Origin of the sequence: Cronobacter sp. HA18003 (assembly GCF_011605905.1) — a bacterium.
Classification (GTDB): Bacteria; Pseudomonadota; Gammaproteobacteria; order Enterobacterales; family Enterobacteriaceae; genus Cronobacter; species Cronobacter sakazakii.
The window spans coordinates 181,077-200,007 of record NZ_JAANQO010000021.1 but is presented as its reverse complement, the minus strand read 5'-3'; the positions used below and the strand labels follow the sequence as shown (position 1 = coordinate 200,007).

Here is an 18,931-nt window from a genome sequence, read left to right as displayed (position 1 = left end):
GAGTCACTATGTTACGGGTTTATCACTCCAACCGGCTTGATGTGCTGGAAGCGATTATGGAGTTCATTGTTGAACAACAGCCGCTTCCCGATCCCTTCGAGCCTGAGATCGTCCTGGTGCAAAGCACCGGTATGGCGCAGTGGTTGCAGATGAGCCTGGCACAAAAATTTGGCATCGCCGCGAATATCGAGTTTCCACTTCCGGCAAGCTTCATCTGGGACATGTTCGTGCGCGTGCTGCGTGATATTCCGCAGGAGAGCGCCTTTACCAAACAGAACATGAGCTGGAAACTCATGAAGCTTTTGCCAGGTATGCTCACTTTGCCTGACTTCGACATGCTGCGGCACTACCTGCACGATGACGAAGATAAACGCAAACTGTTCCAGCTCGCCTCACGCGTGGCGGATCTCTACGATCAGTATCTGGTGTATCGCCCCGAATGGTTGACCCGCTGGGAGGCAGGAGATGTTGTCGATGGTCTTGGCGAGCCACAGCGCTGGCAGGCGCCGCTCTGGAGGGCGCTGGTTGAACACACCGCAGCGCTCGGGCAGCCGCAGTGGCACCGCGCCAACCTTTATCAGCGTTTTATTCGTACGCTTGAGACGGCGGAAAGCCGCCCGGAAGGGCTGCCTGCCCGCGTGTTTATTTGTGGCATTTCGGCGCTGCCCCCTGTCTATCTACAGGCTTTACAGGCGCTGGGTAAACACATTGATGTACATCTTCTTTTTACTAACCCGTGCCGTTATTACTGGGGCGACATACAAGACCCGGCTTTCCTCGCGCGTCTGTTAAGCCGCAAGCGTAAACTGCATGCGAAAGAGGGAACGGCACCGCTTTTTAAAGACAGCGAAACGGCCCCCGCTCTGTTCAATGAAGAAGGCGAGCAGGAAGTGGGAAACCCGCTGCTTGCTTCCTGGGGCAAATTAGGTCGTGACTACACGTACCTGCTTTCAGGCCTTGAGCGTTTTGAGGAGATGGATGTATTTGTCGATCTCGAACCTGATAACCTGTTGCACAGTCTGCAGTTCGATCTGCTGGAACTACGTAATCAGGCGCAGGCGGGCGTGACGCTTGAGGAGTTTGAGCGAAGCGATGGAAAACGCCTGCTGGATCCTGACGATCGCAGTATCAGTGTGCATGTCTGCCATAGCCCCCAGCGTGAAGTGGAAATTCTCCATGACCAGCTTCTGCAAATGCTGGAGGCCGATCCACAGCTGACGCCGCGAGATATCATCGTGATGGTGGCGGATATCGACAGCTACAGTCCGTTTATTCAGGCTGTCTTTGGCAGCGCGAGCCAGGAGCGATACCTGCCGTTCGCCATCTCTGACCGGCGCGCGCGTCAGGCGCACCCTGCGCTTCAGGCATTCATTACGTTACTCTCGCTGCCGGACAGCCGTTTTGTCTCTGAAGATGTCCTGGCACTGCTGGAAGTCCCGTCGCTTGCCGCCCGTTTCAATATCAGCGAAGAGGGGCTGCGCTTCCTGCGACAGTGGGTGAATGAGTCCGGCGTACGCTGGGGCATTGATGATGACAACGTGCGTGAACTGGCGCTGCCAGCGACCGGTCAGCACACCTGGCAGTTTGGTCTTACCCGTATGCTGCTGGGCTACGCCATGGAAAGCCATCTTGGCGAATGGCAGTCGGTGTTGCCGTATGATGAATCCAGCGGGTTAATTGCTGAACTGGTCGGCCATCTTGCTGAACTCTTAATGCAGCTTAACCTGTGGCGCAAAGGGCTTTCGCAGGCGCGGCCGCTGGCGGAATGGCTGCCGGTCTGTCGGGAAATGCTCGATAGCTTCTTTGCCCCTGATGCTGAGACCGAAGCCGCGCTGGCGCTCATCGAACAGCAGTGGCAGGCGATTATCGAGCAAGGCATTAGCGCACATTATGAAGATGAAGTGCCGCTCACGTTGCTGCGTGATGAGCTGGCGAAAATGCTCGACCAGGAGCGCATCAGCCAGCGTTTTCTCGCCGGACCGGTAAATTTCTGTACGTTAATGCCGATGCGCTCGATTCCTTTTAAGGTTGTATGTTTGCTGGGCATGAACGATGGCGTTTATCCGCGGACGCTCGCGCCATTGGGGTTTGATCTGATGAGCCAGAAGCCGCAGCGTGGGGATCGCAGCCGTCGCGACGACGATCGTTACCTCTTCCTGGAGGCGCTGATTTCCGCCCAGCAGCAGCTTTACATCAGCTACATTGGCCGCTCGGTACAGGATAACAGCGAAAAGTATCCATCAGTGCTGGTGCAGGAGCTGGTGGATTATCTTGCGCAGAGCCATTATCTGCCGGGCGACGAGGCGCTTAACTGTGATGAAAGCGCGAAAAAGGTCAAAGCCCACCTGATGCGGCTCTACCCACGGACTCCTTTTGATGCGGAAAACTTTCAGCCTGCCAGAGAGACTCAGAGCTACGCCCGCGAATGGCTGCCCGCGGCCAGCGAGCAGGGTGAGGCGCATCCGGAATTTATCAAACCGCTGACGCCAGTCACGCTTGAGGAACTGCCATTTGAACAGTTCCAGCGTTTCTGGCGCCACCCGGTGCGAGCCTTTTTCCAGTTGCGGCTGAAAGTTAACTTCCGCACGGAAGAGAGCGAACTGCCGGATGCCGAGCCTTTTACGCTGGATAGTCTCGGCCGCTACCACATGAATCAGCAGCTACTGAATACGCTGGTGGAGCAACAAGATCCTGAAGCCCTCTATCGTCGATACCGCGCGGCAGGTGAGCTGCCCTATGGCGCGTTCGGCGAGCTGTTCTGGGAAAGCCAGCTACAGGAAATGCAGGCTCTGGCCGAGCGAGTGCTGGCTGAGCGCGATGGCGGCGAAAGCCAGGAGATTGCGCTTGAGCTTGGTAATGTCGAAATGACGGGCTGGTTGCAGCATGTGCAGCAGGACGGGCTGTTACGGTGGCGGCCTTCCATACTGCGTGTTGAACATGGAATGCAACTTTGGCTTGAGCATCTGGTCTACTGTGCCTGTGGCGGTGAAGGAACCAGCCGCCTTTATGGCCGTAAAGATAGCTGCTGGCGCTTTCCGCCCGTACCGCGTGAGCAAGCGGAACACTATTTGCGCGAGCTTACCGACGGGTATCAGCAGGGAATGCGCGAACCGCTGATTTTGTTGCCGCAGAGTGGTGGTGAGTGGCTAAAAGCCTGTTATGACGTGAAAAACGATGCCATTTTGTGGGATGAAGAAACCCAGTTGAAAGCACGTAATAAGCTGATTCAGGCCTGGACGGGTAACCAGATGGTAGAAGGCGAGGGGATGGATATCTGGTATCAGCGTCTGTGGCGTAACCTGGAGCCGGAGTATTACGAGGCCATCATCCGCGAGGCGCAGCGTTATCTGCTGCCGCTGTTCCGCCATCACCAACCCTGACCATTAAGCGCAGACGGCGACGTTGACGCCCTCATAAGAAGGACGTAGCCGTATGCGCCGCATGTTAATGATGAATAGCAGAAGCAGTAAATGAGAGGTTTATTGATGCCTGGATGTCGTAACTGGTACAAAGCGCTGTTGTTATGCATGGCCTTCTGGGCTCCCTTGTCTCAGGCCGATACAGGCTGGCAACCACTGAAAGAAACGATCCGCAAAAGCGATCGTGATAACCGTCAATACCAGGCTATCCGGCTTGATAACGGAATGGTGGTTTTACTGGTCTGCGATCCGCAGGCCGTAAAATCGCTCTCCGCGCTGGTGCTGCCGGTAGGTTCGCTGGAAGACCCTGACGATCATCTGGGGCTTGCGCATTATCTTGAGCACATGACGCTCATGGGCTCCAAAAAATACCCTGAGCCTGACAGTCTGGCGGAATACCTGAAGCTCCACGGCGGAAGCCATAACGCCAGCACGGCACCTTACCGCACCGCCTGGTATCTGGAAGTAGAAAATGACGCTCTCGATGGCGCGATGGACAGGCTTGCGGACGCGATCGCTGCGCCGAATCTCGATAAAACTTATGCCGATCGTGAACGCAACGCGGTAAATGCGGAATTAACCATGGCGCGTGCGCGCGACGGGATGCGTATGGCGCAAATCAGCGCCGAAACGTTAAACCCGGCGCATCCGGGCTCGCGTTTTTCCGGCGGCAACCTGGAGACGCTGCGTGATAAGCCTGGCAGTCCGCTCCATCAGGCACTGGTGGGCTTTCGGGATAAATACTACTCCGCGAACCTCATGAAAGCCGTGGTCTACAGTAACCGCCCGTTGCCGGAGCTTGCCCGCATGGCCGCGCAAACCTGGGGACGCGTGCCGAATAAAAACCTGACGGCGCCTGAAATCACTACCCCTGTCGTAACACCCGCACAGCAAGGCATTTTTATTCACTATGTCCCTGTGCAGCCGCTTAAGGCGTTGCGCGTTGAATTTCGCATCGATAACAACAGCGACAAATTCCGCAGTAAAACCGATGAACTCATCGGCTACATGATAGGCAGCCGCAGTCCTGGCACATTATCTGACTGGCTGCAAAAAGAGGGGCTTGCCGAAAGCGTCAGAGCGGACTCCGATCCGGTTGTCGCCGGAAACAGCGGCGTGATGGTCATTTCCGTCTCGCTCACAGACAAAGGGCTCGCGCAGCGCGACCGCGTTGCGGCAGCTATTTTCCGCTATCTTCAGACGCTGCGCGATAAAGGCATTGATAAACGCTATTTCACCGAGCTCTCTCATGTTCTGGATCTCGATTTCCGCTATCCCTCCATCACCCGGGATATGAACTATGTTGAGTGGCTGGCTGACAGCATGCTGCGCGTGCCCGTTGAGCATACGCTGGATGTGGTAAATATTGCGGATCAGTTCGATCCCCAAGCGGTGAACGCGCGTCTTGCGATGATGACGCCGGAAAACGCGCGAATCTGGTATATCAGCCCTGAAGAACCGCACAACAAAACGGCCTATTTTGTCGGCGCGCCTTATCAGGTTGAGAAAATCCCGGCTGCAACGCTAAAACAGTGGCAAACGCTGGGGCAGCAGATTGCGCTTACCCTGCCGGAGCCAAACCCTTATATCCCGAGCGATTTCAGCCTGATTAAACCGCAGAAGCCGTATGCGCATCCTAAGCTGCTGGTTCAGGAGCCGGAACTGCGCGTGCTCTATATGCCAAGCCGCTATTTCGCCAGCGAGCCGAGAGCGGATATCACCCTGGTGCTGCGCAATGAGCAGGCGATGAACAGCGCGAAAAACCAGGTGTTGTTCGCGCTGAATGATTATCTGGCCGGGATTGCCCTTGATCAGCTGAGCAACCAGGCCTCCGTAGGCGGCATCAGTTTCTCCAGCAGCGCCAACAGCGGGCTGATGATTAGCGCGAATGGCTACACCCAGCATTTACGTAAGCTGTTCCTGACGTTGCTGGACGGCTATTTCAGCTATGAGCCTACCGAGGATCAGCTGGCGCAGGCGAAATCCTGGTATAAGCAGATGCTGGCATCGGCGGAGCAGGGCAAAGCCTACGATCAGGCTATCATGCCGGTACAGATGGTCTCTCAGGTGCCGTATTTCCAGCGTGAAGCGCGCCGCGCGCTGTTGCCGGAAATCACCCTAAAGGACATCCTCGCTTATCGCGAGAGCCTGAAAACCCATGCCCGCGCGGAATTCCTTGTGGTCGGCAACCTCGCCCCTGAGCAGGTGAAAAATTTCACACAGGAGGCCGTTCGTCAGTTGGGCCTGAAAGGGAAAAGCTGGACGCGCACCCGGGACGTCAGCGTAGATAAAGCGCAGCAGGCTATCTTTAACAAAGCGGGCAGCAGCACGGATTCCGCCCTCGCCGCGCTGTTTGTGCCAGTCGGGTATAACGAGTCGACCAGCTCTGCCTGTAGCGCCATGCTTGGACAGATTATTTCGCCCTGGTTCTACAACCAGTTGCGTACGCAGGAGCAGTTAGGCTATGCCGTCTTCGCCTTCCCGATGCCTGTCGGCCGCCAGTGGGGGATCGGTTTCCTGCTGCAAAGCAGCGAAAAGCAGCCCGATTATCTCTGGAAGCGCTATCAGGCTTTCTTCCCGCATGTGGAGTCGCGGCTTCGCACGCTTAACGCGCAGGATTTTGCTCATATTCAGCAAAGTATCATCAACGACATGCAGCAGGCACCACAGACGCTTGGCGAAGAAGCCTCGCAGGTGAGTAAAGACTTCGATCGGGATAATTTAAACTTCGATTCTCGTGATAAAGTTGTGGCCGAAATCAGACAGCTGACGCCGCAAAAACTGGCCGACTTTTTCCATCAGGCCGTACTGGCCCGACAGGGTATGACCATCCTCTCACAGGTCTCCGGCAGCCAGAGCCCGCAGGCGCGTTATGCAGCGCCAGAAGGATGGCCGGTGTATCAGAGCGTCAGCGACTTGCAACAATCTTTACCGCTTCTGAGTGATACGCAATGACCGATGAGCCCGCAGCCTCCCTTGATCCCCTCCGCCTGCCCTTAACGGGCGAGCGGTTGATAGAAGCCTCTGCTGGCACCGGGAAAACCTATACCATCGCAGCGCTGTATCTGCGTCTGCTGTTAGGCCTGGGCGGCGAGGCGGCTCACCCACGCCCGTTAACCGTAGAAGAATTGCTGGTCGTAACGTTTACCGAAGCCGCGACGGAAGAGCTGCGCGGGCGTATTCGCAGCAATATTCACGAACTGCGTGTGGCCTGTCTGCGCGAGCGCACCGACGATCCGCTCTATCAGCGCCTGCTGGATGAGATTCCGGATAAACCACTGGCGGCCCGCACGCTGCTGCTGGCGGAGCGGCAGATAGACGAGGCGGCCATCTTCACCATTCACGGCTTCTGCCAGCGCATGCTGAGCCTGAATGCCTTTGAATCCGGGATGCCATTCGAGCAGCAGTTAATTGAAGATGAATCGCTGCTGCGTTATCAGGCCTGCGCCGATTTCTGGCGTCGTCACTGTTACCCGCTCGCCAAACCCCTGGCGCGCGTGGTCTGCGAACAGTGGGACGGGCCGGAATCGCTGCTGCGCGATGTAAACAGCTTTCTGCATGGCGAAGCGCCTAAGCTCAAAACGCCACCGCCGGATGACGAAACGATTGAATCGCGCTATGAAAACGCGATAGCGCGTATTGACGAGGTCAAAGCCCTGTGGCGTGAAAACGCTGAAGAGCTGGCGGCGCTGATTCAGAATTCGGGCGTCGATAAGCGCAGCTACAGCAGCCGTTATTTGCCCGCGTGGCTTGACCAGATGGCCGCCTGGGCGCAGGAAGAAACCAATTCCTGGCAACTGCCGGGCGCGCTGGAAAAATTTGCCCAGAGTACGCTGCTTGAGAAGACTAAAAAAGGCGATGCACCGCGCCATGCGGTGTTTGAAGCAATCGATGCGCTGCTGGCCGAGCCTTTCACCATCCGCGATCTGCTCATTGCCAGAGCGATGGCGGAAATCCGCTATACCGTCGCGCAGGAGAAGCGCCGCCGCGGCGAGCTGGGCTTTGACGACATGCTGAGCCGTCTTGACGAGGCGCTGAATCAGCCGGGCGGCGAGGCGCTGGCGGCGGCGATTCGCACCCGCTACCCGGCGGCGATGATCGATGAGTTTCAGGATACCGACCCGCAACAGTACCGTATTTTCCGTCGCATCTGGCTGGGCCAGCAAGAGACCACATTGCTGCTCATCGGCGACCCGAAACAGGCAATTTATGCGTTTCGCGGTGCGGATATTTTTACTTACATGCGCGCTCGCGGCGAAGTAAACGCTCACTATACACTTGATACGAACTGGCGTTCGGCACCAGGCATGGTGGAGAGCGTCAATAAAATATTCAGCCAGATGGAAAACGCGTTTATGTTTCGCGATATCCCTTTTCTGGCAGTGAAGCCTGCCGCGCGTAACCAGTCGTTGCGTTTTACTTTTGCCGGGAAAACACAGCCCGCCATGAAACTTTGGCTTATGGAAGGCGACGGCGCAGGAGTAAGTGATTACCAACAAACAATGGCGCGCGTCTGTGCGCAGCAGATCCGCGACTGGTTAAGCGCGGGTATGAAGGGTGAAGCGCTGTTGTGGCGCGAAGAGCGTGCGAGACCGGTACAGGCGTCAGATATCACGGTGCTGGTGCGTAACCGCATCGAAGCGAATCTGGTGCGCGAGGCGCTGAACGCGCTTAACATTCCTTCCGTTTATCTTTCTAACCGCGACAGCGTCTTCGCCACCCAGGAGGCGCTGGAGATGCTCTGGTTGCTACAGGCCGTGCTGGCACCGGAAGTGGAGACGCGGCTTCGCAGCGCGCTGGCGGCAAGTATGCTCGGGCTGGATGCGCCTGCCATTGAGGCGCTCAATGAAAATGAAAACGCCTGGGATGCGCTGGTAGAGGAATTCGACGGCTACCGGCAGATCTGGCTGCGGCGCGGCGTGATGCCGATGCTGCGCGCGCTGATGACGCACCGGCAGGTGGCGGAAAATCTGCTCGCCACACCGGGCGGCGAGCGCAGGCTGACGGATATTCTCCACCTGAGCGAATTACTCCAGGAGGCTTCTGCGCAGGCCGACAGCGAATATGCGCTGGTGCGCTGGTTAGCCCAGCATATCGCCGAGCCGGACGCGAGCGCCTCCAGCCAGCAACTGCGTCTGGAAAGTGATAAACATCTGGTTCAGGTCGTCACTATTCATAAATCGAAAGGGCTTGAATATCCGCTGGTCTGGCTGCCCTTTATTGCCGATTTTCGCGAACAGAAACAGGCCTTTTACCACGATCGCGAGACGTTTACGCCGATGCTCGATCTGAGCAACGCTGAAGAGAGCCTTGAACTGGCGGAGATGGAGCGGCTGGCGGAGGATTTACGCCTTCTGTATGTGGCGCTGACGCGCTCCGTCTGGCATTGCAGCCTGGGTGTAGCGCCGCTCTTTCGCCGCCGTGGCGCGAAAGAAGGGGAAACCGATCTCCACCGCAGCGCGCTTGGCAGGCTGATTCAACAAGGCGAAGCGCTGGATGCGAACGGCCTGCGTCGCTGTATCGAAGCCTTATGCGATGAAAATCTGGCGCTGGAGATCCCGGGCGAGCCGGATAACACGCCCTGGATGCCACCGGAGTCAGCGCCGCCGACGCTTGCTGCACGTGAGCTGCAACGACGCATTATTGATGAATGGCGCGTCACCAGTTATTCAGGTTTACAACAGCATGGCGCAGGGCGCGCGCTGGATCTGCTGCCGAAGCTGGATCTGGACGGCGCGGGCGCGCGTGACGTGCCTGATGAACCGGTAATGTCGCCGCATACGTTTCCACGCGGCGCGTCGCCAGGCACTTTCCTGCACAGCCTCTTTGAGGAGATCGATTTTACCCAGCCGGTATCGCCGGAGTGGGTAACGCAGCAGTTGCAACTGGGCGGTTTCGACGAAGCCTGGCAGCCGGTTTTGAGCCGCTGGATAGATGACGTACTGAGCGCGCCACTGAACGAGACCGGCGTGTCGCTGAATCAGCTTGGCGCGAAAGATAAACAGGTGGAGCTGGAGTTTTACGTGCCGATTGACGCCGCGCTGCGCCCTGAGGCGCTTGACGCGCTGATTCGCGAGCACGACCCGTTTTCCGCGCAGTGTCCGCCGCTCGATTTCCGCCAGGTGCGCGGCATGCTGAAAGGCTTTATCGATCTGGTTTTCCGCTGGCAGGGGCGTTATTACCTGCTGGATTATAAATCGAACTGGCTTGGGGACAGCCCGGAAGCGTATACGGTGGAAGCGATGTCGCAGGCGATGCAGACGCACCGATACGATCTGCAGTATCAGCTATACACGCTGGCGCTGCATCGCTATTTGCGCCATCGCCTGCCGGATTATGATTACGAGCGTCACTTCGGTGGCGTGATTTACCTGTTTTTGCGCGGCGTAACGAAAGAAGATATGCGTCAGGGCATCTTTACGACTCGTCCGGCGCAGGCGCTGGTCACGGCAATGGATGCGCTGTTTGCCGGCGCGGAGGAGAAAGCGTCATGAAAATGCATCAACTGATCCAGCAGGCCGTAGTGCAAAAGCTTCTGCGCCCGCTGGATGCCCAGTTCGCGATGATGGTGGCAAGCGATGATGAACCGGCGGTGATGCTCGCCGCCTCGCTGGTGAGCCGCGACGCCGGTGAAGGCCACGTCTGTCTGCCGCTCTCCCGGCTGTGTGCGACGCACTGCTTCGCCGGGCGTCACGATGAAATGGCGCAAACGCTGTTTGAGGCGGCGGGCAATCCGGACGACTGGCGCTCGCTGTTACTGGCATCGCCTGCGGTGAGTGAGGACGACGCGCCGACGCCGCTGAAGCTCATCGGCGAGCGTTTGTATCTGAACCGTATGTGGCGTCATGAGAGGGCGGTCGCGGCGTTCTTTCGCGAGCGTAACCATAGTATTGAACTGGAAGAAGCGCGCCTGAGCGCGGTACTGGAGGCGCTTTTTGGGCCACCAGGCGATGAAGTGGACTGGCAGAAAGTGGCGGCGGCAGTCGCGCTCACCCGGCGCATCTCGGTGATTTCCGGCGGGCCGGGCACCGGGAAAACCACCACGGTGGCGAAACTGCTGGCGGCCATGGTGCAGCTCTCGGAAGAGAAACTGCCGCGTATCCGCCTTGCCGCGCCGACCGGTAAAGCCGCGGCGCGCCTGACGGAATCGCTCGGTGCTGCGCTGCGTCGTTTGCCACTGAGCGACGCGCAGAAAAACGCGCTGCCGGAAGAAGCCAGCACGCTGCACCGCCTGCTGGGTGCGCAGCCGGGCAGCCAGCGTCTGCGCTACCACGAAGGTAACCCGCTGCATCTGGATGTTCTGGTGGTGGATGAGGCTTCGATGATAGACCTGCCGATGATGGCGCGGCTTATCGCGGCGCTGCCGGACCATGCGCGGGTGATTTTTTTAGGCGATCGCGATCAGCTGGCGTCCGTGGAAGCGGGCGCGGTGCTCGGTGATATCTGCCACTACGTGAACCACGGTTTTACCACTGAACGCGCCACCGAGCTTGCCCGCATCACGGGGTGTCACATTAACGGCGGCGAGCCTCATCCGGCAGGCGCGCTGCGCGACTGCCTGTGCCTGCTGCAGAAAAGCTATCGTTTTGGCAGCGATTCCGGCATCGGCCAGCTCGCGTTTGCTGTTAATCGCAGCGATCATCGCGCCGCCAGAGCGACGTTTAGCCGAGGATTTGACGATATCGCCTGCAAAACGCTGGCGGGTAACGACGATTACGCACAGATGATTGACGAGACGCTGGCAGGCTACGAGCGGTTCTTAACGCTGGTCCGCGAGCGTGCCGAGCCGGAGGCCATTCTTGCGGCCTTCAGCGAATTCCAGATGCTCTGCGCGCTGCGTGAAGGGCCGTTCGGCGTCGCCGGGCTTAACGAGCGTGTGGAACATGCGCTGGCGCAGCGGCGGCTGATTCGTCGCACGCCGCTGTCGCGCTGGTATGAAGGGCGGCCGGTGATGATTTCGCGCAACGACAGCGCGCTGGGGCTGTTTAACGGCGATATCGGCGTGGCGCTGGATCGTGGCGATGGCCTGCGCGTCTGGTTCCCGATGCCCGGCGGCAAACTGAAACCCGTCGTGCCAAGCCGCTTGCCGGATAATGACACCGCGTGGGCAATGACGGTGCATAAATCACAGGGTTCGGAGTTCGATCATGCGGCGCTGCTCCTGCCGGGGCAGTTCGCGCCGGTGGTCACGCGAGAGCTGGTCTATACGGCGATTACGCGCGCGCGGCGACGGTTGTCGCTGTATGCGGATGAGCGGGTGCTGGAGATGGCCATCGCGACCAGAACGGAACGGCGCAGCGGCCTGATGGCCTGCTTTGAACAATAAGCGCGGCCCGGCGATGGCCAGGCCGCAGCGGGGCTGTCAGGTTAAATCCGCCATCAGCACCTTCGAGCGGCGCTGATAGTTGTACATCTGCTTTTTGCTTTCGGGCAGCAGGTCGATATCCACCGGCGCGAACCCGCGCTCCTGGAACCAGTGAATGCTGCGGGTAGTAAGCACAAACAGTTTGGATAGACCCATCTGTTTGGCCTGGGTGGCGATGCGCTGCAACAGGACTTCGCCGCGCGCTGAGCTGCGGTAATCCGGGTGAACGGCCACGCATGCCATTTCACCGATTTTCTCTTCCGGGAACGGATAGAGCGCGGCGCAGGCGATGGTCAGGTTATCGCGCTGGATAATCGTGAATTTATCGATCTCCATCTCCAGCTGTTCGCGCGAGCGGCGCACCAGAATGCCCTGCTGCTCCAGCGGCCGGATAAGCTCCAGAATGCCGCCGATGTCATTAATGGTGGCGCGGCGGATCTGCTCGGCGCTCTCCATCACAATCTGCGTGCCGATACCGTCGCGGGAGAACAGCTCCTGCAACAGCGCGCCATCTTCCTGATAGCTGATAAGGTGGCAGCGACGTACGCCGCTGCGGCAGGCTTTGACCGCGCCACGCAGAAAGCGCACGGTACCGGAGTGGTAGTCGCCTGCCGCTTCCAGCGTCTCAAGACGCGCCTGCGCCTCGTTCGGGAACAGCTCGGAAATAATGTCGCCGTCGTCGCTCATCACGCCCTGCGACGAGCAGAACCCGATCATCTTCTCAGCCTTAAGCTTGATGGCAAGCTGGGTGGCGACTTCTTCAGACGTCAGGTTAAAGCTCTCGCCTGTCACCGACACCGCCACCGGCCCGAGCAGCACAATCGCGCCGCTGTCGAGTTGGCGGTGAATAGCGTCTTCATCGATGCGGCGAATGCGCCCGCTGTGGCAGTAATCGACACCGTCATCCACGCCGAGCGGCTGCGCGATGATAAAGTTGCCGCTCACCACATTAATATGCGCGCCCTGCAGCGGCGTGTTGCCGAGGCTCATTGAGAGTCGGGCGGTGATATCGAGCTGCAACAACCCGGCCGCCTGCTTTACCAGCTCCAACGTTTTGGCGTCGGTGACGCGGGTGTGCTTGTGGTAAACCGGCTCATGATGGTGTTCGGCAAGGTTGGCGTCGATTTGCGGACGCGCGCCATAAACCACCACCAGGCGGATGCCGAGGCTGTGAAGCAAACCTATATCGTTGACGATACTGGAAAAGTTTTCATGCTCAATGGCCTCGCCGCCAAGCATGATGACAAACGTTTTGCCCCGATGGGCATTAATATAGGGAACAGAATGGCGGAATCCCTGGACCAGTTCGGTTCGACGCTCCTTCACCACGGCAAAACCTCTCAGTGAATGTTTATTCGTAATTTGTGTATTTTTATTCTTTTATTATCCCATGCGCAAGTGGCAATTTTATGGCGGCGGCGCGTCATTACCGCGAACTTAGACGTTCAAAGGCATTTGTTTACCCTTTTATAGATGACAGTTTCGCTACCATTCGCTAAAGTTTTTGGCCATTTGGGTCGTAAGTTGAGTTATTCGCATTAGTGCTCGGGAGTGGCATGTCAGGTTCCAGTCATCTTTTTAGTCGCCGCCAGCTGTTACAGGGCGCGGGGGCGATGTGGTTATTGAGCGTCAGCCAGGCAGGCCTGGCTGCGTCGGGCCAGGTTATTGCGGTGCGCGTCTGGCCTGCTTCCGCCTATACCCGCGTGACGCTGGAATCTAACCGTGTGCTGAAATATCGCCAGTTCGCGCTAAGTAACCCGGAACGCATCGTGGTTGATCTCGAAGGCGTTAACCTGAACGCGGTGCTAAAAGGCGTGGGCAGCCAGATCCGTGTCGACGATCCGTTTATAAAATCCGCGCGCGTCGGGCAGTTTGACCCGAAAACCGTGCGCATGGTGTTTGAGTTAAAGAAAAACGTGACGCCGCATCTTTTTGCGCTGGCACCGGTCGCCGAGTTCCGCGAACGTCTGGTTATCGATCTCTACCCGGCTAACGGCACTAACGAGCAGGATCCGCTGCTGGCGCTGCTTGAGGATTACAACAAGGGCGAGCTGGATAAACAGGTGCCGCCTGCCACCAGCGGCCCGCAGCCGGGCAAAGCAGGGCGCGATCGCCCGATAGTCATTATGATCGACCCCGGCCACGGCGGCGAAGACCCCGGCGCGATTGGCAAGAATAAGACGCGTGAGAAAGACGTGGTGCTGCAAATCGCCCGCCGCCTGCGCGCGCTGATTGAACGCGAAGCGAACATGAAAGCGTTCATGACCCGCAACGAAGATATTTTTATTCCGCTGAAAGTGCGCGTGGCGAAGGCCCAGAAGCAGCGCGCCGACCTGTTTGTCTCTATTCACGCTGACGCCTTTACCAGCCGCGCCGCGCGCGGTTCGTCCGTTTTTGCGCTCTCAACCAAAGGGGCGACCAGTACGGCGGCGAAATATCTGGCGCAAACGCAAAACGCCGCGGACCTGGTAGGCGGCGTGAGTAAAAGCGGGGACGTTTATCTCGATCACACCATGTTTGACATGGTGCAGTCGCTGACGATTTCCGACAGCCTGAAATTTGGCAAAGAGGTGTTAGGGCGTCTCGGGCGGGTCAACAAACTGCATAAGAACAAAGTGGATCAGGCGGGCTTCGCCGTGCTGAAAGCGCCGGATATTCCCTCGATTCTGGTCGAAACCGCGTTTATCAGTAATGAGGAAGAGGAGCGTAAGCTTCGCACCGCGACATTCCAGCAGGAAGTGGCGGAGTCGATTCTGGCAGGGATCAAAGCTTACTTTGCCGATGGCGGGACGCTGGCAAGGCGCGGATAACGCGCCTTTTTAACGGGCCGTAAAAGGCAGTCAAAGGGAATGCTGAATTGCAGGCATAAAAAAACACCCGTCAGGGTGTTCATTTTATTGGTTGCGGGGGCCGGATTTGAACCGACGACCTTCGGGTTATGAGCCCGACGAGCTACCAGGCTGCTCCACCCCGCGTCCGTTTTACTGCTTCACATTGTCGCGCCGTGCGCGTTAATTGGTTGCGGGGGCCGGATTTGAACCGACGACCTTCGGGTTATGAGCCCGACGAGCTACCAGGCTGCTCCACCCCGCGTCCGTGGATGCGCACTATACTCCGCTGAGCTTTCGTTGCAACCTTTTTTTAAAACAATAAGCTGAATCGGCGTCAGCTTGCCGAAATATTATCCGTGTTGATGATTCTTTAATCCCGATGCCTGTCTGAAAGGGCTTATGCGTTTCCTTGCGAGCGCCGGTTTGCTATCTTCGCCTGCGGACAGCGCAATAGCGGAGAGAGTCATGAAAGGACGTTGGGCAAAATATCTGGCGGCAGGGGCGATGATCGCGCTGCTTTCCGCCTGTTCCTCCAAACCGACCGATCGCGGTCAGCAATATAAAGACGGCAAATTTACGCAGCCGTTTTCGCTGGTAAACCAGCCGGACGCCGTTGGCGCGCCCATTAACGCCGGAGATTTCTCCGAGCAGGTCGCGGCTATTCGCAGCGCCTCTCCGCGTCTTTTTGGCTCTCAAAGCAGCGTCTATAACGCCGTGCAGGAGTGGCTGCGCGCCGGTGGCGATACCCGTTCGCTGCGCCAGTTCGGCATCGACGCCTGGCAGATGGAAGGGGCGGATAACTACGGCAACGTCCAGTTCACTGGCTATTACACGCCGGTGGTGCAGGCGCGCTATACCCGTCAGGGCGAATTCCAGTACCCGATTTACCGTATGCCGCCGAAACGCGGACGCCTGCCGTCGCGCGCCGAGATTTACGCCGGCGCGCTCAGCGATAACTACGTGCTGGCATACAGCAACTCGCTGATGGATAACTTCATTATGGATGTGCAGGGCAGCGGCTATATCGATTTCGGCGACGGACGCCCGCTGAATTTCTTCGCCTATGCCGGTAAAAACGGCCATCCGTACCGCAGCATCGGTAAAGTGCTTATCGATCGCGGAGAAGTGAAGCGTGAAGATATGTCGATGCAGGCGATTCGCCACTGGGGCGAAACCCACAGCGAGCAGGAAGTACGCGCGCTGCTGGAAGAAAACCCGTCTTTCGTTTTCTTTAAACCGCAAAATTACGCGCCGGTGAAAGGCGCAAGCGGCGTACCGCTGATTGGCCGCGCGTCGGTGGCCTCTGACCGCTCGATTATTCCGGCAGGCACCACGCTGCTGGCAGAGGTGCCGCTGCTGGACAATAACGGCAAGTTCAACGGACAATATGAGCTCAGGCTGATGGTGGCGCTGGATGTCGGCGGCGCGATTAAAGGCCAGCATTTCGATATTTATCAGGGCATCGGCCCGGACGCCGGGCACCGCGCAGGCTGGTATAATCACTACGGCCGCGTCTGGGTGCTGAAAACCGCGCCGGGTGCCGGCAACGTGTTCAGCGGCTGATTATGCTATTCTGAGCAACCTGTCGCCCGGCGGCGTAACGTCTGCCGGGCCTGCGGATTTCTGAGCAAGGGTGAGGGAGAACTCTCACCCTTTTTATATCTGAGGTTTTATGGCTGTAGTTATCACAGACGCCTGGCGCAGTCGCTTTGGCGGCACGGCTCGTTTATATGGCGAAGCGGCGTTGCAGCTCTTTGCCGACGCGCATGTCTGCGTGGTGGGTATCGGCGGTGTCGGCTCATGGGCGGCGGAAGCGCTGGCGCGCACCGGTATCGGCGCGATTACGCTTATCGACATGGATGACGTGTGCGTCACCAATACCAATCGTCAGATCCATGCGCTGCGCGACACGGTCGGGCAGGCGAAATCCGAAGTGATGGCCGAGCGTATTCGCCAGATCAACCCGGAGTGCCGCATCACCGTGGTAGATGATTTCGTCACTGTCGATAATGTGGCGCAATACATGAACGCCGGGTTTAGCTATGTCATCGACGCTATCGACAGCGTGCGGCCAAAGGCGGCGCTGATTGCGTACTGCCGTCGTAATAAAATTCCACTGGTCACCACCGGCGGCGCGGGCGGGCAGACCGATCCGACGCAGATCCAGGTGGTCGATCTCGCCAAAACCATTCAGGACCCGCTGGCCGCGAAACTGCGCGAGCGGCTGAAGAGCGATTTCGGCGTGGTGAAAAACAGCAAAGGGAAACTTGGCGTGGACTGCGTTTTCTCCACCGAAGCGCTGGTCTATCCGCAGGCCGACGGCTCGGTGTGCGCGATGAAAAGCACGGCGGAAGGGCCGAAGCGTATGGACTGCGCTTCAGGTTTCGGCGCGGCTACGATGGTGACCGCCACGTTTGGTTTTGTGGCGGTGTCGCACGCGCTGAAGAAGATGATGGCGAAAGCGGCGCGCAGCGCCGTGTGATCAGGCGTTGCGGGCGGCGTTCTGTACCGCCTGCGCCAGCGCCGCCAGGCCCTGGCCGCGAGACGCGCTGAGCTGGGCGCGCAGCCCTAACTCGTCAAATAACGCCAGCGGAGAGTGTTCCTGTAGCTCCTGCGGCGTTTTGCCTTCCACGGCGGTGAGCAACACCGCCAGCAATCCGCGCACGATGCGCCCCTCGCTGTCGCCATAAAAGTGCAGGCCGCCGTCGGGGCGTTTTTCATAGCCGAGCCAGACCCGGTTTTCACAGCCGGGGATCTCCTGTGCCTCTTGTTTTAATTCCTCCGGCAGCGCCGGAAGCTGTTTGCCGAGCAGGATCAGCTGGCGATATTTATCTTCCCACTGGGTGAGCGGGCCAAACGTCTCACGCAGCGTGTCAGGGGTAATGGAAGCGCCGAACGGGTGCCCGGCAAGGTAAGCAGTCGTCATTTAATCCACCAGTATGTCCAGCGCGCGGTCGATGGCGGCGATCAGCGCCTCGACGTCGCCTTGCGTGTTATAGGGCGCGAAAGAGGCGCGCAGCGTGCCACTGACGCCAAGCGCCGCCAGCAGCGGCTGGGCGCAGTGCTGGCCGGCGCGCAGCGCGATGCCGGATTCCGCGAGCAGCGTCACTAGATCGCTGTGGTGCACGCCTGCGAAATCAAACGCCAGCAGGCTGGAATCCTGACAGCGAAACGAGCGAAAGCCCGGGCGTTTCGCCAGTTCCGCCTCGGCAAGCGTCGCAAGCCCCCGGCTGTAGCTTTCAGCTTTCACCAGATCGATATCCTCAAGCCAGGCGAGCGCGGCGCTAAGACCGATAACGCCCGCGACATTCGGCGTGCCCGCCTCAAAGCGGTACGGCACCGGCTGGGTTTTAAAGCCATCGAACGTCACTTCAGTTACCATTTTTCCGCCGCCCAGCCACGGCGACATCTGCGCCAGCAGGTCAGTTTTGCCATACAGCACGCCGATGCCGGTCGGGCCATAGAGTTTGTGGCCGGAGAAAGCGTAAAAATCGATATCCAGATGCTGAACGTCAGGCGGGCAGTGAACCACGCCCTGCGCGCCATCCACCACCACCACCGCGTCTGCAGCATGGGCACTGGCAATCGCCCGCGCGAGATCCGGGCAGCCGCCGGTGACGTTGGACATCTGGCCGAGCGCCAGCAGGAATGTGCGTTCATTGATGAGCGTGGGGAGAGTTGAGAGATCCGGCAGACGGTCGGCACCCAGCGGCAGTTTCACGACCTTCGCGCCGGTCTGCTCCGCGACCATCAGCCACGGCACCAGGTTGGCATGATGCTCTGCTTCGCTGACGATAATCTCATCGCCCGGCTTCAGGCGCGGACGCGCGTAGCACTGGGCGATGAGATTGATGGATTCGGTGGTGCCGCGCGTCCAGACGATATCGCGGCTGTCGGGCGCGTTAATTAATCGTGCGACGCCGTCACGCGCGGCTTCGTAACGCTCGGTAAGGCGCTGCGCCTCGGCAAACTGGCTGCGATGCACATTTCCGGCGCTCAGCGAATAGAACTGCTGGCTGGCGTCGATAACCGGCTGTGGCTTTAACGCCGTGGCGGCGCTGTCGAGATAGACGCCCGCGTCACGAAGCGAGGGAAATTGCGCGCGAAATTGGGCGGGACTGAATGCTTTCATGATACTCCTCTTTCCAGTCCTTCGATCGTGGCCCATTTGACGTCGTTAAACAAGGTCATTGATAACCATCGGATAAGTCTGTTTATTCTGGCAAACGGCAGAAAGCAGGTTATGCTGAATAGTGTTAGGTGAATATTTCAGCCTGTTAGCAGACGAAGTTTACATAGCATTAAACTCTAAAGGA

General features: G+C 58.5%; 10 protein-coding genes and 2 tRNA genes. 7 read left to right on the top strand and 5 right to left on the bottom strand.

What is annotated here, in order from left to right:
* Positions 1-8 precede the first annotated feature (8 nt).
* The 4 genes from recC to recD all read left to right on the top strand — a co-directional run bounded on the left by recC (position 9) and on the right by recD (position 11,745).
* Positions 9-3,380 (top strand): exodeoxyribonuclease V subunit gamma, encoded by a 3,372-nt coding sequence (recC, locus tag G6041_RS12100; protein ID WP_007870519.1) that lies wholly within the window; start codon positions 9-11, stop codon positions 3,378-3,380.
* A gap of 105 nt (positions 3,381-3,485) precedes the next feature.
* The gene (gene ptrA / locus G6041_RS12095; protein ID WP_041460386.1) at positions 3,486-6,374 is read left to right on the top strand and encodes a pitrilysin; all 2,889 of its coding nucleotides are present in this window, start codon (positions 3,486-3,488) and stop codon (positions 6,372-6,374) included.
* Positions 6,371-9,913, top strand: a complete 3,543-nt coding sequence (recB, locus tag G6041_RS12090; protein WP_012123895.1) for an exodeoxyribonuclease V subunit beta — start codon at positions 6,371-6,373, stop codon at positions 9,911-9,913. Before ptrA ends, recB begins: the two co-directional genes overlap by 4 nt.
* Positions 9,910-11,745: an exodeoxyribonuclease V subunit alpha gene (gene recD / locus G6041_RS12085; protein ID WP_012123896.1), complete on the top strand. Its 1,836-nt coding sequence runs from the start codon at positions 9,910-9,912 to the stop codon at positions 11,743-11,745. The genes recB and recD overlap by 4 nt, the downstream gene beginning before the upstream one ends.
* Before the next feature lie 36 nt (positions 11,746-11,781).
* On the opposite strand, the gene argA is transcribed toward recD, so the two are convergent.
* Complete coding sequence (gene argA / locus G6041_RS12080; RefSeq protein WP_032968395.1) at positions 11,782-13,113, bottom strand: amino-acid N-acetyltransferase; 1,332 nt, start codon at positions 13,111-13,113, stop codon at positions 11,782-11,784.
* Between the two features lie 227 nt (positions 13,114-13,340).
* Here argA and amiC point away from each other — a divergent pair, with 227 nt between their 5' ends.
* On the top strand, positions 13,341-14,594 hold the full coding sequence (gene amiC, locus G6041_RS12075; RefSeq protein WP_012123899.1) for an N-acetylmuramoyl-L-alanine amidase AmiC: 1,254 nt from the start codon (positions 13,341-13,343) through the stop codon (positions 14,592-14,594).
* Positions 14,595-14,682: 88 nt separating this feature from the next.
* Here amiC and G6041_RS12070 read toward each other — a convergent pair.
* A tRNA-Met gene (locus tag G6041_RS12070) sits at positions 14,683-14,759 on the bottom strand.
* A 41-nt stretch (positions 14,760-14,800) separates the two neighbouring features.
* Positions 14,801-14,877 (bottom strand) — tRNA-Met (locus G6041_RS12065).
* Positions 14,878-15,080: 203 nt separating this feature from the next.
* Between G6041_RS12065 and mltA the strand changes: the two genes are divergently transcribed.
* Positions 15,081-16,178, top strand: a complete 1,098-nt coding sequence (gene mltA, locus G6041_RS12060; protein ID WP_004385385.1) for a murein transglycosylase A — start codon at positions 15,081-15,083, stop codon at positions 16,176-16,178.
* 109 nt (positions 16,179-16,287) lie between these two features.
* Complete coding sequence (gene tcdA, locus G6041_RS12055; RefSeq protein WP_004385386.1) at positions 16,288-17,097, top strand: tRNA cyclic N6-threonylcarbamoyladenosine(37) synthase TcdA; 810 nt, start codon at positions 16,288-16,290, stop codon at positions 17,095-17,097.
* Here the strand turns inward: tcdA and csdE are convergent, their stop codons facing one another.
* Positions 17,098-17,541 (bottom strand): cysteine desulfurase sulfur acceptor subunit CsdE, encoded by a 444-nt coding sequence (gene csdE / locus G6041_RS12050; RefSeq protein ID WP_012123901.1) that lies wholly within the window; start codon positions 17,539-17,541, stop codon positions 17,098-17,100.
* The gene (gene csdA, locus G6041_RS12045; RefSeq protein WP_041460387.1) at positions 17,542-18,747 is read right to left on the bottom strand and encodes a cysteine desulfurase CsdA; all 1,206 of its coding nucleotides are present in this window, start codon (positions 18,745-18,747) and stop codon (positions 17,542-17,544) included. It lies immediately after the preceding gene.
* Positions 18,748-18,931: the final 184 nt, after the last annotated feature.